At 52.5% G+C, this 21,395-nt stretch carries 20 protein-coding genes; 9 read left to right on the top strand and 11 right to left on the bottom strand.

Going from position 1 to position 21,395, the window contains the following annotated elements; all coding sequences use genetic code 11:
• The first annotated feature begins 249 nt into the window (after positions 1–249).
• The 4 genes from H5P17_RS11025 to H5P17_RS11040 all read left to right on the top strand — a co-directional run bounded on the left by H5P17_RS11025 (position 250) and on the right by H5P17_RS11040 (position 4,437).
• Positions 250–1,272: a DUF1254 domain-containing protein gene (locus H5P17_RS11025; RefSeq protein ID WP_182822884.1), complete on the top strand. Its 1,023-nt coding sequence runs from the start codon at positions 250–252 to the stop codon at positions 1,270–1,272.
• Between the two features lie 216 nt (positions 1,273–1,488).
• Positions 1,489–2,316, top strand: coding sequence for a phosphatase PAP2 family protein (locus tag H5P17_RS11030; RefSeq protein ID WP_182822886.1), 828 nt, complete (start codon positions 1,489–1,491; stop codon positions 2,314–2,316).
• A 229-nt stretch (positions 2,317–2,545) separates the two neighbouring features.
• A complete protein-coding gene (locus H5P17_RS11035; protein ID WP_255477894.1) occupies positions 2,546–3,130 on the top strand; it encodes a hypothetical protein in 585 nt (194 codons plus the stop codon).
• Positions 3,131–3,567: 437 nt separating this feature from the next.
• Entirely contained in the window at positions 3,568–4,437 is an 870-nt protein-coding gene (locus H5P17_RS11040; RefSeq protein ID WP_220496785.1) for a MipA/OmpV family protein, read from the top strand.
• A gap of 59 nt (positions 4,438–4,496) precedes the next feature.
• Here the strand turns inward: H5P17_RS11040 and lptG are convergent, their stop codons facing one another.
• The 7 genes from lptG to H5P17_RS11075 form a co-directional block, all read right to left on the bottom strand.
• Entirely contained in the window at positions 4,497–5,576 is a 1,080-nt protein-coding gene (gene lptG / locus H5P17_RS11045; protein WP_182822890.1) for an LPS export ABC transporter permease LptG, read from the bottom strand.
• Positions 5,573–6,643: an LPS export ABC transporter permease LptF gene (gene lptF / locus H5P17_RS11050; RefSeq protein WP_182822892.1), complete on the bottom strand. Its 1,071-nt coding sequence runs from the start codon at positions 6,641–6,643 to the stop codon at positions 5,573–5,575. Before lptF ends, lptG begins: the two co-directional genes overlap by 4 nt.
• Positions 6,644–6,713: 70 nt before the next feature.
• Positions 6,714–7,280, bottom strand: a complete 567-nt coding sequence (locus tag H5P17_RS11055) for a YtfJ family protein (protein ID WP_182822894.1) — start codon at positions 7,278–7,280, stop codon at positions 6,714–6,716.
• A gap of 63 nt (positions 7,281–7,343) precedes the next feature.
• On the bottom strand, positions 7,344–8,180 hold the full coding sequence (locus H5P17_RS11060) for a hypothetical protein (protein WP_081835859.1): 837 nt from the start codon (positions 8,178–8,180) through the stop codon (positions 7,344–7,346).
• Positions 8,177–9,514, bottom strand: coding sequence for a lipopolysaccharide biosynthesis protein (locus tag H5P17_RS11065; RefSeq protein ID WP_182822979.1), 1,338 nt, complete (start codon positions 9,512–9,514; stop codon positions 8,177–8,179). Before H5P17_RS11065 ends, H5P17_RS11060 begins: the two co-directional genes overlap by 4 nt.
• A gap of 446 nt (positions 9,515–9,960) precedes the next feature.
• A complete protein-coding gene (locus H5P17_RS11070) occupies positions 9,961–10,716 on the bottom strand; it encodes a hypothetical protein (protein ID WP_182822896.1) in 756 nt (251 codons plus the stop codon).
• Between the two features lie 30 nt (positions 10,717–10,746).
• Entirely contained in the window at positions 10,747–11,472 is a 726-nt protein-coding gene (locus H5P17_RS11075; RefSeq protein ID WP_182822898.1) for a dTMP kinase, read from the bottom strand.
• Between the two features lie 358 nt (positions 11,473–11,830).
• Between H5P17_RS11075 and H5P17_RS11080 the strand changes: the two genes are divergently transcribed.
• On the top strand, positions 11,831–12,562 hold the full coding sequence (locus H5P17_RS11080) for an ATP-binding protein (RefSeq protein WP_044552291.1): 732 nt from the start codon (positions 11,831–11,833) through the stop codon (positions 12,560–12,562).
• Positions 12,563–12,689: 127 nt separating this feature from the next.
• Here the strand turns inward: H5P17_RS11080 and H5P17_RS11085 are convergent, their stop codons facing one another.
• The 4 genes from H5P17_RS11085 to H5P17_RS11100 are packed head-to-tail and all read right to left on the bottom strand — an operon-like array spanning position 12,690 to position 16,791.
• Positions 12,690–13,862, bottom strand: coding sequence for a pyridoxal phosphate-dependent aminotransferase family protein (locus H5P17_RS11085; protein WP_044552289.1), 1,173 nt, complete (start codon positions 13,860–13,862; stop codon positions 12,690–12,692).
• Positions 13,849–14,109 (bottom strand): acyl carrier protein, encoded by a 261-nt coding sequence (locus H5P17_RS11090; protein ID WP_020827632.1) that lies wholly within the window; start codon positions 14,107–14,109, stop codon positions 13,849–13,851. The genes H5P17_RS11085 and H5P17_RS11090 overlap by 14 nt, the downstream gene beginning before the upstream one ends.
• 31 nt (positions 14,110–14,140) lie before the next feature.
• Positions 14,141–15,055: an NAD(P)-dependent oxidoreductase gene (locus H5P17_RS11095; RefSeq protein WP_182822900.1), complete on the bottom strand. Its 915-nt coding sequence runs from the start codon at positions 15,053–15,055 to the stop codon at positions 14,141–14,143.
• Entirely contained in the window at positions 15,052–16,791 is a 1,740-nt protein-coding gene (locus tag H5P17_RS11100; protein WP_182822902.1) for a fatty acyl-AMP ligase, read from the bottom strand. The genes H5P17_RS11095 and H5P17_RS11100 overlap by 4 nt, the downstream gene beginning before the upstream one ends.
• Positions 16,792–17,583: 792 nt before the next feature.
• Between H5P17_RS11100 and H5P17_RS11105 the strand changes: the two genes are divergently transcribed.
• The 4 genes from H5P17_RS11105 to H5P17_RS11120 all read left to right on the top strand — a co-directional run bounded on the left by H5P17_RS11105 (position 17,584) and on the right by H5P17_RS11120 (position 21,394).
• On the top strand, positions 17,584–18,708 hold the full coding sequence (locus tag H5P17_RS11105; protein WP_044552281.1) for a hypothetical protein: 1,125 nt from the start codon (positions 17,584–17,586) through the stop codon (positions 18,706–18,708).
• Positions 18,709–18,938: 230 nt separating this feature from the next.
• The gene (locus tag H5P17_RS11110; RefSeq protein WP_182822904.1) at positions 18,939–19,301 is read left to right on the top strand and encodes a diacylglycerol kinase; all 363 of its coding nucleotides are present in this window, start codon (positions 18,939–18,941) and stop codon (positions 19,299–19,301) included.
• A gap of 87 nt (positions 19,302–19,388) precedes the next feature.
• Entirely contained in the window at positions 19,389–19,787 is a 399-nt protein-coding gene (gene gspS / locus H5P17_RS11115; protein ID WP_044552983.1) for a type II secretion system pilot lipoprotein GspS, read from the top strand.
• A 143-nt stretch (positions 19,788–19,930) separates the two neighbouring features.
• Entirely contained in the window at positions 19,931–21,394 is a 1,464-nt protein-coding gene (locus tag H5P17_RS11120; RefSeq protein ID WP_182822906.1) for an EmmdR/YeeO family multidrug/toxin efflux MATE transporter, read from the top strand.
• The last annotated feature ends 1 nt before the right edge of the window (position 21,395 follow it).

Below are 21,395 nucleotides of genomic sequence, written 5' to 3' on the forward strand. Positions count from 1 at the left end.
CCGCGGTTAGAGCTTATCACCTACAGCGATCGACAATAGCCAGCAGCAATAAAACCCCGCCGATGAATTTAGTGTCCCTTACGCCTGCCCGCTTTATCTTTGGCGTCAAATGGCAAGTCTCTTTCGAGGCGTTCTTATACAGTCCGCTAAGACAATTCCTAGCTTCGCTGGCGATGCGTTCAGAGATCGCAAAATAAGAAAGGATTGGCATTGGGAAACTGTATTAATTCATACCTTCAGGGGGGTTATATGTCTTATCTATCCACGGCCAGCGTGGTCGCACTCACATTGGCAACATTGGGAAGTGCGAACGCTCAACCCGTCGCGGGCGAGGTGATGCCGGTGGGCGTCGATAATTTTATCCGCGCCGAGTCCGATCTCTATATGGGCAATATGGTGAAGGAGGGGGGCCTGGGACAGTTTGTACATAGCCGCGAACCTGTTGCCATTGACGCGCAAAGTGTCATCCGCATGAATCGGGATACGCTTTATTCGAGCGCGGTATTCGATCTCGATGCAGGTCCGGTCACCATCACCTTGCCTGAGGCGGGTGAGAGGTTTATGTCGACGCTGGTGGTCAACGAAGACCACTATGTCCCCGCCGTCTTTTACGGCGGTGGACATCATACGCTGACTAAAGAAGAGGTGGGGACACGCTACGTTTTTGTCGCTATTCGAACGCTGGTCGACCCTGCGGATCGCAAAGACGTTGAGCAGGTCCATGCCCTGCAGGATGCCATCAAGGTCAGTCAGGCACAGACAGGAGAATTCGTCGTGCCAAAATGGGATCCCGTCAGTCAGAAAAAGATGCGCGATGCGCTGCTGGTGCTTGGCGCAACGCTTCCCAACTATAACCAGGCCTTTGGCACCAAGAACACGGTGGATCCTATTCAGCATCTGATCGCTACGGCTTCCGGATGGGGCGGCAATCCGAGCAAGGACGCTATCTATCTCGGCGGCGTGATGCCGAAAAATGATGGGAAAACCGTTTATCGGCTCAAGGTCGGGCAGGTTCCGGTTAAAAGTTTCTGGTCCGTGAGCGTTTATAACGCCGCCGGTTATTTTGAAAAGAACCCCTATGAGGCCTATTCGTTAAATAACCTCACCGCTAAAAAAAGTGATGATGGCTCGATTCTGATCCAATTTGGGGGTTGCGACGGCAAGATTGCCAACTGTTTGCCGACAATGCCAGGCTGGAATTATACGGTCAGGCTTTATCAGCCCGGCAATGAAATTCTTAATGGTCAATGGCATTTCCCACAACCGCAGTGATCCGTTTGATTTAATTTAGATGGCTAGTTTCTGCGGCTGAAAATAACCGACCTCGATAGCGGTGGATTTATAACGCTGCCGGGGTCAAGTATTCATGATTTGGCTGTTTTGGCGCGGCGGAGAATTCTATTCTGAACCGAATAAGACGGTCGGGAATTACCGTAAGGCATTGAGAGCGCGATTCCCGCTGCGCATAAACCGAATCTGGAGGCAACAATGAAAAAACCATGTCATCCCTTATATCTGATCGCGCCGTTAGCCGGTTTGTTGTATTCCGGCATTGCGGCGGCGAATGACACGGGCCCGGTGATTACGGATCCCCATTTTAAGCTGGCGCCAGGCTACCTGGAGCCTGCCAGCTTACCGGTGCATTTAGCCTTGCTGGGGGCACCGCCAAAACCGGACTCTGCGGCCTTCGCACGTGATGAAGAAGCCCGGCGGGCCGCATTGGCTTTACGCGGTAGCGCTCGGGAAAAGCTGGCCGCGACGGATGCCGAGTTGACGTTCCCGGCCCCGGCTCAGGCGTTTTCGTGCGCGCTGGGCACCGACATCAACCAGAAAAAGACCCCTCATCTTTACTCTATGATGCAGCGCGTGTTGACGGATGCCGGTGGCTCAACCTATGCCGGAAAGAACGCGTATAACCGTACGCGCCCGTTTGTGCAGCACAACGAGGGAACTTGTCGCAAGGACATGGAGCCCCTGTTGAGAAATGACGGTTCCTGGCCATCCGGGCACTCGGCGGCAGGTTGGGCATGGGGATTGGTGTTGGCCGAAATCCAGCCTGCACGGTCGACAGAGCTGTTGGCCCGGGGTTTGGCCTTTGGCCAAAGCCGGGTGATTTGTGATGCGCATTGGCAAAGTGACGTGGATGCGGGCCGCATCATGGGCGCGGCCACGGTAGCCGTTCTGCATGGCAATCCCGCTTTTATGGCGGATTTGGCTGCCGCGAAGCGCGAGGTGCAGGAGGCAACCAGGGCGAACCTGAAACCTACCGGATCCTGCGCGGCTGAACGTGTTGCGCTCTCCCTGAGTATGCATTGAGAGGGCCATGGTGATGATGAACGGTGACAATATACCAAACAGGTTCGCCACAGGGTTCCTGCCCGCGGTGCTGTTGATTTCTGGCGTTATGAGCCTCCCGGCAGAGGCGGTTCAACCGTTATCTGCTGGCTATCAGGCGGCAGACGAATGGCAGTTCACATTCGCGCCTTATGTATGGGCCGCAGGGATCCGGGGAGATATCGGCCATCGGTCGACGGGAACACAATTTATGAAAACCGATTTCTCCGAAATCGCCCGCGATCTCGATGTGGCGGTGATGGGCATGGGAGAGGCGCGTAAAGGGCCTTACAGCCTGCTGGTGGACTTGATGTACATCGACACCACGACCCGTAACGATTTACCCGATAGCATCCCGGCGGATCGCCTGAAAGTGGATAGCAGGACGGTGTCCGGGTTTTTGGGCGGGGGATATACCCTGCTGGAAAAAGGCGGTGGCCGTCTTGATGCCGCCGGTGGTGCCCGGGTCTGGTACAGCAGTACCCGGTTAACTTTCCAGGGGGGAGGTGCCGGCGGGATATCGGGCAGCGATCGAGCGACCTGGGTAGATGCGGTGGCGGGATTGCGCGGGCACTATGCGCTGACGCCGACGGTCTGGCTGTCGGCCTGGGGATTGGCCGGGGGTGGGCAGTCCCGATTGGACTGGGATGTGGCAGGATTGGTGGGGTGGGAATTTATGTCGGATTTCTCTGCGGTGGCCGGTTACCGGGCGATGGGGGTCGACTATCGTCATGACGGCTTCGTGTATGACGTGGTGCAGCAGGGGCCAATATTGGGGGTGAGTGGCAGATTTTAGCAGGGGAAATATAACTATTGATCTGAAGGCTTGTCAGTCTGTGTACCGCCAAAAATCATTAATTCTATGCAGAGAATGGAAAAGAAAAATATTAATTTAAAAATAATATCACTGTGTCGTTGGCAGAGTGAGTTTCGTTGCGATTTTAAATTAACAGCTTGAATAATTGTTTTTCTTTGAATTGTTTTACGAGCCACTTTCACATGTTTAGTGGCTTTTGGGCTGGCTTCTATTTACAGGCAGAGAATAAGGGGGGTTATTTAAGAAAGTGTCAGTAAGGTGAAATCCATTATTAATGGGGTTGGGTAAACTCGGATTTTAATTTTCCATATTTAAAACAATAACCGGATGCGGCGTGTCCGGCGCTTATTTTTGCTTGTCGGAATAGAGGGCGACCAGACCGCGAAACAGACGAGTATTTAAGGAAGAATGACATTATGGCAATTAGCAAAAGAAAGCGGGTCCATGCTTTTTGGTTGATGGCTGCGCTACCGCTGTGTGCAACGGCAGCTGCGCCGGTGGAACAGGCGGTCAGTACCTCTGTTGTGCCACATTCGGCTGCAAGCGAGGCGATCCCTACCTTTACGTTGGGGGGCGGGGTAGTGGTCAGCCCGCTGTATGAAGGCTCCTCGCGTTACGCTGTTTTTCCGTCACTGGTGGCGAAAGCCGTGATGCCGACGGAGAACTGGGGCACGTTCACGGCAGCATTTCCTGAAGGACTGCGGTGGGATCTGCCGAACCTGTCGACGTTCGGCGTAGCGCTGTTGGTGGGTTATGATCCTGGCCGCAAGGAAAAAATCCGTACCCTGGGGGGCCACAACAGTTACCTGAAGGGGATGGGGGATCTGGACAACTCAGCGATGGTGGGGGCGGAAGCCTACTGGGGGCTCTCCGCCAGTCGATTGTTTGTTCGCGGCTGGCAAGCGACCCGCAGCCGTGAATACGGTGGCGAGGATCTGGGGCACACGGCATATCTTGAAGCGGGAGCTTCCAGCGCATTGCCGCTGTCTTCTGCGTTGACGCTGGACTCCGCGCTGTACGGCACCTGGGGTGATAAGGACGACATGATGGCTCACTTCGGGGTGACAGGCGAACAGGCGGCACGTACCGATTTTCGTGAGTATCACACCGGTGGGGGCATGCGGGATGTGACGCTCAAAACCGGTCTGACCTGGCAACTGCAGCCTCACCTGGCGTTGCAGGGCGGAATGAAGCTCTACGCCCTGACCGCAGGGGCACGCCGCAGCCCGTTGACCGATAACAGCGTTGGCGCAGGCTTTTACCTGAATGCCCTGTATCAATTCTGATTCTGTCTTTGGTTGAATCCTGTCCCTCGCCACCTTCAGGGTGTACTGAGGGACAGGCCCTAGTGTTGTTTATCGAAGCGGTAAACCAACGCTAAAGCGACCAGTAACAGCAACAGCGGTGGGACCAGCGTCGTGAGTGGGACATTAAGCGAAAACAGCAGCCCGAGGTTGAGGATAATCTGGTAGATAATGTAGGTGAGCAACCCCACGATCACCCCTACGGCTAAACGGCTGCCTAGCCCGGGGGCGCGAGGAATACTGAAGGTGAAGGGGATGGCCAATAAAATCATCGCCAGCACCAAAAGGGGGCGGCCCAATTTTTGCCATAACGCGATCCGGTACTCGGTGCTGGGTTGCTGCGAACTTTGCAGGTAGGTGATGTACTGCTTCAACTGTTTGATGGAGAAGCTGTCGGCAGGCAAGGTCAGCCCTTTCAGGTTCATTCCGGCAAAAAGGGATTGCCAGAGCAAAGTATCCTGGGTTTGTACGCTCTCTTTTTTGTTGTCCCATTTTTTTTGCATAACTTTATGCAGCGTCCACAGTCCGTTATCGGCCGTGGTGGCCGTCTCTGCATACACATAGGACTCCAGGGACAGGTCGTCTTGGTAGCGGAAAATCTCAATCCCGACGGGTTGGCTATGCTCGTCCAGAGATTTCACGGTAACAAATTCATTACCCTTTCGGGCCCACAGGGCGTTCCCCGCATCCGTGGCATCACCGGTTTTTGCCAGGGCGCCGTCTTTAAGCTGCAATGCGCGTTGCTGCAGAGGGGAAGCTACCCACTCATCGAGTGCGCCTAACGACAGGTTGATAAACAGGCCGGCGTAGAGTGTGACCAGAGCAATGCGGAAAATTGAAAAACCGGCGGTGCGGATTGCCGTTAATTCAAGGCTTTTAGACATCTGGCCAAGCCCGATAATGCCGCCAAGCAGCGCGATAAAGGGGCCGAGATCCACCAGGCTTCGGGGTAACGTCATTAACACTACCAGTAATGCCTGGTTCCAATGGTAACCGTTAGGGGTGACGTCCTCGAGCTCGTTGATCAGATTAAAGGTGGTAAACAAGGGGATTAACAATCCGGCCGCGGCGGCAAAGCCGATAAACAGATTACGGGTCAGATAACGGCTGAAGATGTTCATCGGAAGGGCTTCCGCAGCAGGGAAAAATCGCGGGCGATCAGGATCAGCATCCCAGCCAGCATCAGCATCGGCACCAGCCAGACGCCCGGCGTGGTTGGGAGGGTTCCGTTAGCGACCAATGTCCGACAGATATTTCCGCCATAAAAAATGGCGGTAAACAGCAGGGTCAGGGGCAGCAAGGTGGCATAACGTCCCTGACGAGGTTTGATGCGGCTAAAGGGGATCGCCAATAGCACCATCAGCAGGGTCGTGACGCCGCGGCTTTCTCGCCATTGCAATTCCGCCCGGTCTGCGGGATCCGATGAGCGTGACAATTCCCCCAGGGAAGCTGATTTGCGCTTCACTTCCAGGCTTTCGATAAAGGGCTTCAGCGATATTTTGAAGTTATTGTAATTCTGCATGTTGTCATCGGTCCCTTTGCGCTCCAGCACATAGGCCGTGCCCGTTTTCAGTATTACGGAGGGGCTTGAGGGCGAAGGATCTATGACCTCGACGGAATGAGCCCGATAGAGGCTGGTATTATTGGCCGAGCGTGAATAAATCAGTGCATCCGTCAGGTGGTTTGAGGTCGGGTCAATGCGCGAGGCCATGATCATTCGGCCGCTGCCGTTAACGTTAAACTTGTTCGCCTGCAGATGGCTGACATCCAGCACTGATTGCGACTGGCGTTCCAACTGATAAATGTTGCCGTACGCCCAGGGTCTGCCATACAGGGACAGCAGGGTGACAAACAGGGCCAGCGGAATGGCGAGTACCAACACCGCTTTGTACAGCCGCCACGGGCTGGCGCCTGAGGCGTGAATGGCGGTGATTTCGGAATCGCTGTAGAGCTGCCCCAGCGCCACCGCGACGGAAACATACAGGCCTACCGGCAGCAGCATCTCCAGGGCAATCAATATTTTATAGCAGACAACGTCGAATACGATGTGCAGCGCCAGTGTGCCGTTGGCGGCCTCGGTGAGATAGCGTTGGGCCGAATAACTGGCAAACATGAAAATCAGAAAACCCACGATGATCATCACCAATCGGCGGATTTCCACCATGATATAGCGCTCAATCAACACCATAAGTTATAGACGTCCCTTATTATCAAACGCATGTTTTGCAGAGGAAGACCGGCTTTCAGCCTGTGTTTCATCATGATTGATCATCGTTAATCAGCTTTTGCAGCAGTGCGATGACCTGATTAACCTCATCAGGGGTCAGAGCACCATCTTTTGCCCATTGGACGCGGCCTTGTTTATCCAGCACCAAAATGGTTGAACTCTCTTCTGGCAGTTGCCAGGCTTGACGCACCAACCCGTCGCTATCGACGATAAATTGCGCCCAGGGATAATGCCTTTTGTTTTTCTCAATTTTGCCGCGGACGAAAAAACCGCTGCCGGGGATCGCATCGTCAGTATTGACGATGGTGGTGGGCTGAAAACGGTCGTTTGGAAGATTCGCCTCTTTGACGGCGGTAATCAGCATCGAGTTCTTCTTTTTGGCCGAGGTGCGACCGGCGATGCACTGGATGACCCGCACTTTCCCTGCCAGTTCTGCACTGTTCCATTTTTTATAGCTGAAAGTGCCATTTTCCAGCAGTAACTCACCCCGATCGGCGATGGCAACCGGTACTACAGGCTTACCCTGAACAAAATTATGCGCTGATGCCATCAGTGGCAACAGCAGCAGTGGCAAGGGCAGTAACCTGCGTAGCATCATGAAAATAACCCTAATTTATCAGTGGCTGCGGCCGGGGGAGCGGCTATCTCCCCCGAACGACAGCTACATAGGATAGCGCTCAAGAAGTAACTCCAGGCGTTGGCGGATATCGACATCCAGCATGGTGGGTTGGTCATAGGATTTCCCCCCAGCCAGCTTGTCCGCCACCATCACATCATGGCGATCGCCCATTAGCCCGTTAATCGCGGCCAGGAATCTGGAGATCTGCAGAGCCTCGCGGTTACCTGGATCTATCGATCTTAGCGTGTCATAGAACGAGACCTGCTGGCTGACGATTTTCCGCACGTCGTGGAACTGCTTTCCCGTGAGCTCTGGATTCACAATCAGCTCCTGGAGTGAGCGCATTTGCTCCTGACGGTAGGCAATAAAATCACTCTCGGTTTCTAACTGAATATGCTGCAAAGCGTAATTCACCAGCGACCAGACCGGCCTGCTCAGCAGCAGCCGAAGAAGATTGCCGTAGAATTTCAGGTTCTGTTGGTTGCCATTGCGAAACGCATCCTGAAAATGGCCGAGCACCACGGTGGTGGTGTGAAAAAGGCGGCCGGCACTGTGCTTTTTGCTGTAAAGACGCTGGGCAAAGCGTAAATGTTTATAGCGCGCGCGAATATATTTGTAGCGCATGCGCGTCGCGGCGGGTAAGTCTGAATCTTTAAGAAAATCATTCACTAAGCCCAGGAGCTCTCGCCGGGTAAAACCGTCCTGCCAAAACTGCAGGCACAGGGCGTAATTATCCTGAATGCTCTCATATGAGCATTGCAAATCAATATGTTGTGGCAAACTGATATTTGCATCAACAATGTCATCCGTCTCTACGGCAATAAACAGTAACTGCGTAGTTTCAGCAGAGAATTTTTTCCCGTTGCTGCTATTCATCATTGATTACTCTCTCTGGATACGTTGAATCCCAGTAAATAGCGATTACGGTAAGCGCCTATCGTCGGTATGAGCGTCAATAAAACGTCCAAACATTGGCCTGCCAAATAAGCGAAGGCCGCACCCTGCACACCAAACAGATGAGACATGCCCACCAGCAGCGCTATATAGGCGACCGCAGAAAAAGTCTGCACAATCAAGAAAGCCCGCTGTTTGCCCGCCATGAACAATAAGGATTCCTGCGGGAAACCCAGCATGGAAACGATAATGGCGCCCAGCATGATTTGGATTAAATCATAGGCTTGCAAATACTGCTGACCGAACACAAAGGAAATTAATGGCTTACCTACGACGATGACCAGCAACGCCACGGCAAGGCCTATGCCGCCAGCCAACAAAGCCGATCTGAGGCCCAGCATCCAGGGTTTGCTGGTACGGGGATCCAGACGCATGATCTCAGGGTAGAAGCTTTTTTCCAGCAGCTTGGCCGGGGTCCCCGTGGCGTCAAAGAAGGTCATCGCGATTTTGAACAGCCCGGCGGCGGCTGGCCCCAAAACGACGCCGACCAACACCGTGCTGCACGAGTTACGGGTAGCCCAAATAGTATGGGCAAAATTGGTGGTCCAGACGAAATTCCAGGCGCCTTCGATACGACGAGCGGTCTTGAATAGCCGTGGTTTCAATGCGTTATGGATACCCCTGCGGTGCAGTTCACGCGCGGCGAACCACCAAAATAGCGTGCCGCCGATCAGGTTGGAGGCATACCACGTGACGATGAACCCTGGAAATCCCCAATCAAAATAATAGGACAGGACGCTGCCGAAGGCCTGCAGGAAGGGCTTGATGGCTTGCTGAACGGCAATCAGATCGAAGCGGTCAAACGCGCGTAAAATTCCCGTAGGGGTGGATGACGTCATCGATGGAATTAAGGTGCAGTAAAGGATCGCGAGCCAGAAACTTTCCGTATCCAACCCTAAGGCATGCGAAAGGAAAGGGAGCAGCAACATGCCGCCCAGGACTGCAATGGTGCCGCTGGCGATATCCAGACCGAACGAAAATGAAATGACGTCACGAAAGCGTTGAATGTTTTGGCGTTCCAGCGCCGGAGTCCCAAATTGAACAACGAATTGCCACGTCTGAAACTTGATAAAGTCGCTGACGGCTTTGGTATAGGCTTGAATAACAACCAGAACCCCGAACATTTCGGGCGACATGCCTTTACCGGCGCAAGAAAGCGCAAGCAACCCGAGCAAGGCGCTGGCGACACTGCCGGAACCTAAATAAGCGGCGTTACGTAGGATGGAACGAAAGGCCCCATCGGAAAACCAATGCTTCATGGTAAAACCAGCCATACTGACCACTTCAGGTTATCAATAGCTCAGCGGACATAAGCTGGCCTTGCATACCTATCCTGTGCGACGAAATTCAGGGATAGGCATCCGTTCATGGAGTGAAAAGTAAAGAATCGCCCGTTTTGCCTGGCGACACTCTCACCAGGATTGATAGCGGATCAATCCCTATTTTACATTGCGAGCGACAGGCTCCGGTAAAAATTTTCACACCTGAAATATAATCATGAAAATCTCTCCAATAATACTTTTCCAGGCTGAAAAAATTTTACCATTCAATGCTGTTTGGTCATTACTTCCGTGCCGATATTCATTTTAAAACATGATCAAAAAGTGCGTTTTCCTAATTTTTGGGTAATAAACATTAGCGTTGTTTATCCCTGAATCTTAATAGTGAACGATATTATTGACATGTCTGTAGATGAATGAATTCGCTATCCGGGAGAAGCCTGGGAGCGCGAAGGGATCATTACGACGGAGGATATTGCATTCAGCGCTTTTTCCAGTACTTCATCGTAAGGCGCTTTAGCATCCAACTCTATAATTCTGGAACCATTATATTGCAGCCGAACCATGGCAGATATTTTGTCCTTCAGTTCTTCGTAGCTGTGATCGGGCTTACGTGAAAAGGCGGTATCGACATCAATATCGAGGCGAATGATAAGTTCAGGGCGGTATAAGGCCATTGATTGATATAAACGTTTTTCGCGTGCCGCCAAGCGAGTCATTAACCAGCCCTTTGCCCGCTCCACGCCAATGCCCGGACCGTCATAGTAAAAACCAGAAATCTCGGCCTGCGGAAAACGATCGCTGATCACCAGTACGCCGCTTTGTGCCAGACGTTGTACTTTGCGCAAATTAGACGCACGCCACACTGAAAAACCATACATAATCAGGGCTGCCCAGAGTGCCGGCGGCTTATTGCTCATGCGCTGAGTTTTGTCGGACTTGGCGGCCAGACGGCGTTCAAGCCAGACACCAATAACCGGCAGGCGCTTAATTTTGTCGCCATCTTCACCGGAGATCAGTCCTAAATAACGCCGTTCCGTTGCCCGGTATTTTTGCAGGTTTTTGACCAGGTCAGTGGTAAGCGTGGATTTCCCCGTGCCGTCACTGCCCACGACCGCAATCAGGCCGGTAATAACGGTCGATGCGGGATCGCTGGCGGTATTTGATTTATCTGTTTGCATTTTTTTCAGTATTAATAAGTTATCGGCAGACTAAACCTCGGGTGTCGCCAGGGAGGTTCGAATGGCTCGCAGCGATTCATCGAGAATTTTACTCGCCGGCTCTCGCCCATCTAAATCCAGAATGTTTGCGCCGTTAAAAGTAAGATGCGGAATGACGGCAATCTTTTCGCGCAGCGCAGAAAGCTTGTGATCGGGCTTGCGCGAGAATGCAGTTTCCTCGTCAATATCGAGACGAATCAATAAGAAAGGAGGATATGATGCCATCCACTGATACAGCCTCTGCTCATGTTTTCTCAACCAGCGCACCCAGCGATTTCCGCCATCCGTTTTTGCCAGCTGCGGCCCGTCGAAACGAAAACCCGCCACTTCCGCTTGCGGATAACGATCGGTGACCAGTAATTGTCCTTTGCGGCTTTTCGCCAGCATTCGGCGAAACTTATAAACTCGCCAATATGACAACAAAAAGATCACCAGCGTGGTCAGGTTAGCCGGCGGCGTTGAAGGATGTTCATGAACGCGATCGGACTTCGCCAGTAAATAACGACCGAAGGGGGCGCCAATAATCGGCAAGTTACTGATCCATTCCCCAATACGCCCTGAAGACTGGCCGAGATAAAGTAATTCCGTCGGTTCTTGCGATGAGAGATGATTGACCAGACTGGCAGCCAAGGTCGATTTTCCCGAGCCATCACAACCCGTTATTGCAATTACGCGCACGGGGGGATGATTAGCAATGGGCATGGTCTGTTGACTCACAATAATTGGTCCAAATCAAAGAAACTATTGTATTATAACCAGCCTTGGGTTCAAGATATTTATTGCGTATTATCTCAGTGGTAATCAAATTTGTTTATTATTGATGATTATGTTTTGGTAAATCCGTCTTGTTTTTTTGTGCTAACCACGACTGCGATTGTTCTTATAGCTCTTAATGCTAATTAGGCGTTGTGGCACCGGGTAATGGAACAGATTTCCTCATTGTTTTCTTAATCTTTTGTGTGCTTTGGCCTGGGGTTGGCAATATTTATTCCTCATGGCTTTGATAACGTCATTAAGCGACTTTTCGTTTTCGAAATGGTACATTTTTACAGGTGTCTTAGAAGAGAATCTTATTATGCATTCAAAACTCCCGCCGCTTATTGCGGTAATTGGCAGCGATGGCTCGGGTAAGTCTACCGTTTGTGAATATCTCATTGAGTATGTGAAAAAATACGGTCCCGCAGTGAAGGTGCATCTGGGTAAGCAGGCAGGAAATGTCGGGCGTGCGGTTTCGCAACTTCCGCTGATGGGCAATTCTGTTGGCAAGGCCATCGAACGCAATACTAAAAAAGTGAAATCCAAAAAGTCCAGGGTGGGGCTGTTGCCGGGTTTGGTCATCATTACTTTCGTTTTGCGTCGGCTGTTGCGTTTTCGCCGCATGTTGGCTTTTCGTCGGCAAGGCCTAATCGTATTAACCGACCGTTTTCCGCAGGTACAAATTCCCGGCGCCTACGATGGCACCGTTTTTCCCGAAAATACCCAGGGCAGCCATTTTGTCAGGTGGTTGGCGGGGCGCGAACGCAAAGCTTTTCAATGGATGGCGGATAATAAGCCGGACCTGGTGATCAAGCTGAATGTGGATCTGGACGTTGCTTGCGCACGTAAACCCGATCATCGCAAAGAAGCATTAGCCAAAAAGATTGCCGTTACGCCATTGCTCACTTTTGAAGGTGCGGAAATTGCGGATGTCGATGCCAATAAACCGCTGGATGAAGTGTTATCCGCCGCTGAAAAAGCCGTTGCGGAATTTATGCAAGCGCAGGGATATAGCTTTGTTGTCGAAGGCGAATCGGTAGCGACCCACTGATTATTTCAGTTCTTGCCGTCAGAAAGTTTGATTCCAGTGCCGATAACTTTTCGGCACTGGCAGGCAAGGTGAAGAGAATTGTCTATTGGAACACTGCCCATGAGTTTTATGGGCAGCGGGAAGGGCATTATTTTTTCAGCGCGGCAAAAGCGCCAATGATCTTATCAATCTCTTCTTCACTGTGCGCGGCGTTAACGCTGCATCGCAGGAGCGTTATGCCGGCCGGCGCTGCCGGGGGTAACACGAGATTGACATAAACACCTTTGGCGATCAGGTCGCGCCAGAAATGCAAACCCTCTTCTTTTGAGCCAATCATCACCGGCACCACCGGACTGATGCGCGGCCCCAGCTCGTAGCCCAGCTTGGCCAGCCCCTGATAGAGCCGATGCGCGTTGCTCCAGAGTTTTTTCCGCAGCTCAGGATGTTGCGCGATCTTTTTCAAAGAAGCGCGCACCGAAGCGATACTGGATGGCGAAGGCGAAGCGGTAAAAATATAAGGGCGGCTGCTGTAGCGCAGCACTTCCATGTCTTTGCCACCCACGGCAAAGCCGCCGATAGAGGCCAGGCTTTTACTGAACGTGCCCAGAATGATATCAACGTCTTGCTCAACGCCCAGCTCTTCAGCCAGACCCCGCCCGTGGGCCCCCATGACGCCGAATGAATGAGCTTCGTCTACCAGCAAATAGCCGCCGAGCCGCCGTTTGATGTCGACGATTTCAACCAGCGGAGCCACGTCGCCCAGCATGCTGTAAATGCCTTCGACGATAATGATCGCCTCTCGGGCTCGTTCGCCAAGGCGCACCATGCGACGTTCCAGATCTTTGGCATCGTTGTGGCGGAAGCGAATGATTTCAGCGCCGCCCAGGGCGCAGGCATCATAAATACTCGCGTGGCTGTCCGCGTCGATCAGCACGACCGAGCCGGGGGTTGCCAGAGTACTGATGACCGCCAGGTTCGCGGTATAGCCGGTGGAAAAGACGATGGCGGTAGGGCGATCAAAGAAGGCCATCAGCTCTTGCTCTAACTGCAAGTGGGAACCGTAGCTGCCGTTCGCCATGCGTGAGCCCGTTGTGCCGGTGCCCTGTGCGGCCAAGGCCGCCTGACCCTCGGCAATAGCCTGCGCATCGAAGGTCAGGCCCAGGTAGTTGTTGGTCCCCGCCAGAACAATTTTCTGATTGCCAATACGTCCTTCGGTTGCCGAGTAAACCTCGTCGATGCAGGTGCCAAAGGGGTTCAGGCCATCGGCCTGGAATTGCTTACGATCGTTGGTAAGCCGCGAAAATTTATCATAAAGACCCATTGGTTTTCTCCAGGCGAGGGAGTAGAGCGTCAAGCAGCTGCTCTGGCGTTCTGACATCAAGCAATATATTGATAGGAATAGAAATATCGAATTCGTCTTCTAACATCATCAGCAGATCCAGGACTCTGATGGACTCCAGGCCAAGATCGTTGACGAGATCGCTATCAGGTTTGATTTCTAACCCGCCTTCGACCAGACCTTGCAGGCAAGTCAGAATATAATTCATTACAGCGTCGCGATTTCGCATAAGAATTTTGGCAAACCTCTAATTTAGATAATTAAAATAACCCTTCGCGCAGTGCGCGCTTCAAACTGATCTTGGGGACCCAATGAATATTCTCGGACAGGCTTCGATTGTTTGCAGACCAGTCCGGATAGGTTAATTCCCGTATTTTGTTGTGGGTCAGCATCGGTTCTTTCTTGGTCAACCGGCTCAGCAACATGCTGCCATCGGCCAAAATTTTCAGCAGGGGCAGCGGGATCCCCACCAACCGCACCGGGCCATTGCGCACGGCGGTACCTATTTCCCGTAATCGCTGCCAGCTATAACCGCCAGCGACCCCGTCGCAAAGTTCATAGGTTTGCGTCTGCGGGCCAGGGGCCAATAGCCACTGGCTCACGGCTTCGGCTAAATCGCTCACATGGAGAAACGTCAGCTTTGCTTCCGCTGCGCCCAGTCGTGGAAGCACGCCGCGCAGCAGCCAGCTAAATATCGGCTTAAGCTCTTTATCGCCGGGCCCGTAAACCGCGGTGGGGCGAAAGATGCCCAGTGAGATATCCGCAGCCATGGCGGTTAGCCGTTGTTCAGCAACATGCTTGGAATTGGCATACCAGGACAGCTCCGGATGGCGAGCGGCAAGAGAAGAGATAAACAGGAAACGCTTGCAGCTGCCGCTTTGTCGGGCCGCCTGCATCAGGTGTTGGCTGCCGTTGACATTACACCGGGTGAAGGTTTCTTCCGTTCCTCCCCGAACCTGGCCCGCACAATGCACCACGAACTCAGCGCCGCGAACCAGTTCGGTGAGCGAGTCCTGATCTTCCAGTGCCCCTTGGACCCAGGTCAGATTAGGGGGGGCGGTTTGACCTGCGCGCCGGGTGAGGGCGCGCACGGTAAAACCACGCGAAAGCAGATTCTGAACGATATGCCGGCCAATAAAGCCGGTTACGCCAGTGACTGCTACGGTGCCTGTCATTGTGCAAAGCCTGCCAGTTGCTGCATCGGCGGGCAGATGGAGGTGGTCAGCCAACGCTTTTTAGCCTCTGCACGGGCAGGTTTCCCCGAGGAGGTGCGGGGAATGCTGTGGGGCGGCAACAGCTCAATATCTACCGCAATGCCGAACTCGCTTTGAATGCGGGCGCTCAGCGTGTGGACGATTTGCTCCCGACGATCTTCAGCGCTGACGCGGCACTGGATTTGCAGAATAATTCTGGCGCCGTCACCGTGCTCTTCGGTCACGAAGGCAATGGCGTCACCAGAGCGGATTTCCGGCTCGGACTCCGCAACATATTCAATATCCTGCGGCCAAATATTACGGCCACGAATGATGATCAAATCTTTCTTGCGGCCGGTGACGTACAGATAGCCATCCAGCAGATAGCCCAGGTCACCGGTATCCATCCAGCCGCTTGCCTGGATTTGCTGTTGAGACGCATCGTCGCGGAAATAGCCGTTCATCAGGCTGGGGCCGGAGATACAAATACGGCCGACCTGCCGCTCTGGCAATGGGAGCCCGGTTTCGCTGCGAATTTCGATACGGTGACCGGGCAGTGGCTTGCCGCAATTGACGAAGGTCGATGTGACCCGCGTTTTTTTGCCGGGCGCTACCGCCTTACCTTCGTATTCCAAAATGTCTCGGTCGACCTGGTTGATTGGCGTGCCGGAAGTTTCGTCATAAAAACTGACCGCCAGGGTGTTCTCGGCCAAACCATAGCAGGGCATCAGCGCCTTGCGGTCAAAGTTCAGGTGGCTGAAGTGCTCAGCGAACTGAGAAAGCAAATCTGACGGAATAGGTTCAGCCCCTACGCCGGCTACGCGCCAACTGGAGAGATCCAGGTCAGTGATCTCTTTGTTGTTGCTGTAACGCAGGCATAAATCGTAGCCAAACGGCGGGGCGACGGACACGGTGCCGCGATTTTTGGCGATCAGTTTTAACCATTGCATTGGACGCATGGCAAAATCTTGCGTCCGCAGATAGTCAACGGACAGTTGAGTCGCCACCGGGGTAAGCAGGAAACCGACCAGGCCCATATCGTGATAGAAGGGCAGCCAGGAAACGCAGCGATCGCCCGCACGCAGTTTGATCCCGTCATGGCTAATCACGCGCAGGTTGGACATCACCGCACGCTGGGTAATGATAACCCCACGTGGAAAGCGAGTGCTGCCCGAGGTGTATTGGAGATAAGCAATATCGTCGGGCGACGGTGCCTGCAGCTCCACATCCCGCTCGGGCAGAGCGTTAAAATCTGCGTCGCTGAGAATATGGGTTGGTGGTGCATCCAGGGTGGCGGAACTGATTAACGGTACCCACTCTTCACTGCTGATAATGGCGGCAGGTTTACAGCTGTTGATCAGGCCCTGTAGCTTGATGGTATAGGAGTCCCGCTGCCCGACGCCCATAGGGATCGCCAGGGGCACGGCAACCAAACCGGCATATTGGCAGGCAAAAAAAGCCTCAACGAAGCCGGCGCTGGTTTCCGCAATAAGCGCAACCCGATCGCCCTTGTTGAGGTTCAGTGATAACAGGCGTCGCGCACCCACAATCGCCCGCTGTTTTAGCGTGCGATATTCCAGTACGGCCACGAGCTGATTACGACGATCGTAAAAGTTCATTCCTGTACTGCCCTGCGCCGCATAATCTAAAGCCTCCACCAGGGTGGGGAAATCTGCATAACGCATGGGAAGAGAATGAGTGGAGCTTGTTTCAGACATATACAAATTAGCCATAGATTAAAAATCACCAAAAGAGATAAACGACGATTGGCGAGAGAGTTAATGTTTTTACAATGAAAATGTTTTGAATATATTTGTTATTCAGTCATTTTCTTTCATTCCACAAATGGCGTATCGAATGGTTAATAACCACCGCGCCGACTCTGAACTAAAGGTGAGGAATTAGCCTGAGATTATTACCAAGCCTATTTTCACGTGAGGACCATGGCCGAGGAACTGCGAATATACGGGCTGCCATCGTAGGCGCCGGATAACTCAGCCCTTTGCCCGACAGCCTTCACCGGGTGCCTGTTAGCGGCACATTTCCGGAAGGCAATAATCGTAGATTCATAGGATCCGATCTTGCACATGGCTATCTCCGTACTTAAACATATCATAAACAGTATCCGGAAGATGACCAAAAGTGAAAGCCTCATTTAACCCCAAGGATAGAAAAAGCATTAAATGTTAAAATATGCCAATGCGTCTCCAGAGCAGAATTAGTAAACTAAAAAACGATTGGTTTTCTTTTGCTGGAAATAGCACGAAATAATAAAAAGCATAATTTGCTCAGATCACTCACGCCCCTGTCTGGCATCACTTTTGATAAAGAACAGCACGTGTCAGTGTAAACTCTGCTCGGATAACATCCCGCAGGATAATAGGTATTAATTGATTTTTCTTATCTCTTAAAGGGATAAGTCATAGCCGAGAGCGGATCTCATTTCAGAAAATGTCACTGGCGTCATAACGTTCTTTTTTTGAGCATGTCACTAAATTGTAAGGTTATTTATGATTCATATTGAGCAAGTCCTCGATAAGCGTGATCTTAAGGCATTTATCGCTTTTCCTTCCTCCCTGTTTCGTGACGATCCTAATTGGATTGACCCTTTGTATTTAGAGCGCGAAGAGCATCTCTCTAAGAAGAATCCTGGGACTGACCATATAGAGTGGCAGGCTTGGGTGGCCAAAAAAGAGGGGAAGGTGGTCGGGCGGATCACCGCTCAAATTGACGCTTTGCACCGCGAACGCTACGGCGAGGATACCGGCCACTTTGGCATGATCGATGCCATCGAGGATCCGGCGGTTTTTAGTGCGTTATTTGCCGCGGCAGAAGCTTGGCTGAGGTCTAAGGGCGCATTAAAAATCACCGGTCCCTTCAGCCTTAATATCAATCAGGAAAGTGGCCTGTTGGTCGAGGGGTTTGATACGCCGCCATCGGCACTGATGACGCACGCCAAACCCTACTACGCTGCCAATCTGGAGCGCCAGGGCTATACGCAAGGCATAGATTTATTGGCCTATTGGATGAAGCGAACGGACCTGCATTTTTCGCCTTCCCTGGCCAAAATGATGAGTCAGGTACGCAAAAAGGTCACCCTGCGCCGCCTCAATCGCAAAAGATTTAGCGAGGAAATGCAGGTGCTGCGCGAAATATTCAATTCCGGTTGGCAGGATAACTGGGGATTCGTGCCTTTCACCGAGCATGAGTTTGCCACCATGGGCGATCAGCTGAAGTTCCTGGTGCCTGATGACATGATTTATATTGCCGAAGTCGATTCAGTGCCTTGCGCTTTCATCGTCGGTTTGCCCAATATCAACGAGGCAATTGCCGATCTCAACGGCAGTTTATTTCCCTTTGGCTGGGCGAAGCTGTTGTGGCGTTTGAAAGTGAGCGGGGTGCGTACCGCGAGGGTACCGCTGATGGGCGTTCGCCAGGAGTATCAATTCAGCCGAATAGGGCCGATTATTGCGCTATTGCTGATTGAAGCGTTACATGATCCCTTCGAGAAACGCGGTATTGATGCGCTAGAGATGTCCTGGATCCTGGAATCGAATACCGGCATGCGCACCATCCTGGAGCGAATTGGCGCGGTTCCTTATAAGCGTTATCGCTTATATGAAAAACAACTCTAACCCCTCTGCGAGACGCTGATTTTATCGGCCTTTAACAGGATGCAAAACGCGCTGCGCTCAGAGAATACCTATGGCCAAAAATTGCTTTTTGGCTGTTTGCGATTCAACGTTGCCGGAAAAACAATGTCACACGGGTGATTATTTAATTTCATTAACCAATTTCGTTATAAGTTGCTGCGCGTTATTGGTTGGTGTTAAACATCACCCGGGTTTTTATAAGAGTAAGATGCATGTCCTTTGAAAAGAAAAAAGGAATAAATCGCTTAATAAGTAGCATAAAAAACTCACTGGCGGGCCTTGTTGATGCCGTTTTTACCGAAGATGCTTTCCGCCAACTGCTGGTAATTAACGTAATATTACTGGTTGTTACATTTACTTTAGATATTACAAAAATAGAAAGGTTGTTATTGATTGCCAGCAGCTTCCTTTTACTGGTTGTTGAGTTGCTTAATACCGCCATTGAGAGCGTCGTCGATCGCATTTCTCTGGAGATACATCCCTTATCCAAGCGCGCCAAGGATTTGGGTGGCGCGGCACAGTTGGTTGCGGTGGTGATGACAATAATTCTTTGGCTGGTGGTCTTATTGGGGTGACTAGTGCTGAAGGTTATCCGTTGGCTTGCAGTATTTCACTGCTCGCCTAAGCTGACTTTAACCATCATCTTTTTGCGGGTAATGATTATGTTTACTGTGATACGCACTTCTGTTTTGGGCGCGGCGGCATTGTTACTCCTCGCGGGTTGCCAGCAAAGGGTGCCTAAACCGGTTCCCCCGTTGCAAACGCAATTGAATGAGCTTTCCACTATGCTGGCCGGCGGCCATTTCCTACGGCAAAACTGCCAACGTACGGACATCCCTGACGATGTTAAATTACAACGTACAGCGATGCGTGTGGCGGAGCATCGTGGCTGGAATACCCAGGCTTCTGGCTATCAGAAATTGCCGGCATTGGCACAGGCACGTTATCTGGCTGTGTTGGAAGATCGTCAACTGCTGACGGATAAATGTGCCGCGCTGGAAAATCGCACCGCAAACTTTATCGCCGCAGCGAAGTCCGATCAGGAAGACTATATGGAGTAGCGGGCACCTGATTAATGCAGGCCCGCCATGCTTGCCTCTGGTCATCCCCGATTCCCAGCGCATTTTCGAAATATTCTTTGCAGGATAACGTTCTGTCGCTCATTATTTGAAATGTTGTTTCACTTTTATGCCATGAGCCGATCTTGAACTTATACGCCGCCCTGCGCCAGCGCGTGGAAAATACGCCCTGGTATCCTAAACGCAAAAGCTATCGCGTCCTGTTTTGGCGTGAGATCACGCCGCTGGCGGTGCCGATCTTTATGGAGAATGCCTGCGTCCTGCTGATGGGGGTGCTGAGCACCTTTTTGGTGAGCTGGATTGGCAAAGAGGCGATGGCCGGGGTGGGGCTGGCGGACAGCTTCAACATGGTGATCATCTCGTTCTTTGCCGCGGTGGATCTGGGCACCACGGTGGTGGTGGCTTTCAGCCTCGGCAAACGGGACAGAAAAAGAGCGCGAGCGGCAGCACGCCAGTCGCTGGTGTTAATGACCCTGGTGGCCTTTGCGTTGGCGATCGGCATTCATTTGGCGGGTGAGCAGATTATTGATGTGATCGCCGGTGCCGCCACGCCGGAGGTAAAGGCGTTGGCATTGTCTTATCTGCAAACCACGGTGTGGAGCTACCCGGCCGCCGCCATCGCCTTGATTGGCAGCGGGGCATTGCGCGGTGCCGGCAACACCAAAATCCCGCTGTTGATCAACGGCGGCATGAATATCCTGAATATCATCATCAGCAGCATACTGATTTACGGCATGCTGGGCTGGCACGGGCTGGGGTTTGTCGGTGCCGGGCTGGGGCTAACCATTTCCCGCTATATTGGTGCCATCGCGATCGTTTACGTCCTGATGATCGGCTTTAATCCGGCGCTGCACATCACGCTGAAAAGTTACTTTACCCCGTTGAAGCTGACCATCCTGTGGGAAGTGCTGGGGATAGGTATTCCCGCCAGCATTGAGTCGGTGTTGTTCAACGGCGGCAAGTTATTGACCCAAATGTTTGTCGCCGGCATGGGCACCAACGTGATCGCCGGCAATTTCATCGCTTTTTCTGTCGCTTCGCTGATTAACCTGCCGGGCAATGCCCTGGGGTCGGCGTCGACCATTATTGTAGGCAAACGCCTGGGCAAAGGAGAAATAGCGCAGGCGGAGCGCCAATTGCGCCACATTTTCTGGCTGGCAACGATTGGGCTGACGGTGATTGCCTGGGGTACCGCGCCCCTGGCGGGGGTCTTCGCCTCATTTTATACCCAACAAGACGACGTGAAGGAGGTGGTAAAGGTGTTGCTCTGGCTCAATGCCGCCTTTATGCCTATCTGGGCGGCCTCATGGGTGTTGCCCGCCGGTTTGAAAGGCGCGCGCGACGCCCGTTTTGCGATGTGGGTTTCGATGCTGGGCATGTGGGGTTGCCGCGTGGTCGCCGGCTATACGCTGGGCATCATGTTGGACATGGGCGTGGTCGGCGTCTGGTTGGGGATGTTTATGGATTGGGCGGTACGCGGCGTCTTGTTCTACTGGCGTATGGTCAGCGGGCGGTGGCTGTGGAAATACCCGCGCATAAAATCGAACGCGCTGGCGGAAAATATCCGGGCAGAAAAAAGCGGCGAGTAAG

It is taken from the genome of Serratia sp. OS31 (assembly GCF_014164835.1).
Lineage (GTDB): Bacteria > Pseudomonadota > Gammaproteobacteria > Enterobacterales > Enterobacteriaceae > Serratia > Serratia liquefaciens_A.

Bases quoted from the DNA above. Each gene is read 5' to 3' on its own strand.
- H5P17_RS11025 (WP_182822884.1), top strand. From the start codon at position 250: ATGTCTTATCTATCCACGGCCAGCGTGGTCGCACTCACATTGGCAACA.
- H5P17_RS11030 (WP_182822886.1), top strand. From the start codon at position 1,489: ATGAAAAAACCATGTCATCCCTTATATCTGATCGCGCCGTTAGCCGGT.
- H5P17_RS11035 (WP_255477894.1), top strand. From the start codon at position 2,546: ATGAAAACCGATTTCTCCGAAATCGCCCGCGATCTCGATGTGGCGGTG.
- H5P17_RS11040 (WP_220496785.1), top strand. From the start codon at position 3,568: ATGGCAATTAGCAAAAGAAAGCGGGTCCATGCTTTTTGGTTGATGGCT.
- lptG (WP_182822890.1), bottom strand. From the start codon at position 5,576: ATGAACATCTTCAGCCGTTATCTGACCCGTAATCTGTTTATCGGCTTT.
- lptF (WP_182822892.1), bottom strand. From the start codon at position 6,643: ATGGTGTTGATTGAGCGCTATATCATGGTGGAAATCCGCCGATTGGTG.
- H5P17_RS11055 (WP_182822894.1), bottom strand. From the start codon at position 7,280: ATGATGCTACGCAGGTTACTGCCCTTGCCACTGCTGCTGTTGCCACTG.
- H5P17_RS11060 (WP_081835859.1), bottom strand. From the start codon at position 8,180: ATGATGAATAGCAGCAACGGGAAAAAATTCTCTGCTGAAACTACGCAG.
- H5P17_RS11065 (WP_182822979.1), bottom strand. From the start codon at position 9,514: ATGAAGCATTGGTTTTCCGATGGGGCCTTTCGTTCCATCCTACGTAAC.
- H5P17_RS11070 (WP_182822896.1), bottom strand. From the start codon at position 10,716: ATGCAAACAGATAAATCAAATACCGCCAGCGATCCCGCATCGACCGTT.
- H5P17_RS11080 (WP_044552291.1), top strand. From the start codon at position 11,831: ATGCATTCAAAACTCCCGCCGCTTATTGCGGTAATTGGCAGCGATGGC.
- H5P17_RS11085 (WP_044552289.1), bottom strand. From the start codon at position 13,862: ATGGGTCTTTATGATAAATTTTCGCGGCTTACCAACGATCGTAAGCAA.
- H5P17_RS11090 (WP_020827632.1), bottom strand. From the start codon at position 14,109: ATGCGAAATCGCGACGCTGTAATGAATTATATTCTGACTTGCCTGCAA.
- H5P17_RS11095 (WP_182822900.1), bottom strand. From the start codon at position 15,055: ATGACAGGCACCGTAGCAGTCACTGGCGTAACCGGCTTTATTGGCCGG.
- H5P17_RS11100 (WP_182822902.1), bottom strand. From the start codon at position 16,791: ATGTCTGAAACAAGCTCCACTCATTCTCTTCCCATGCGTTATGCAGAT.
- H5P17_RS11105 (WP_044552281.1), top strand. From the start codon at position 17,584: ATGATTCATATTGAGCAAGTCCTCGATAAGCGTGATCTTAAGGCATTT.
- H5P17_RS11110 (WP_182822904.1), top strand. From the start codon at position 18,939: ATGTCCTTTGAAAAGAAAAAAGGAATAAATCGCTTAATAAGTAGCATA.
- gspS (WP_044552983.1), top strand. From the start codon at position 19,389: ATGTTTACTGTGATACGCACTTCTGTTTTGGGCGCGGCGGCATTGTTA.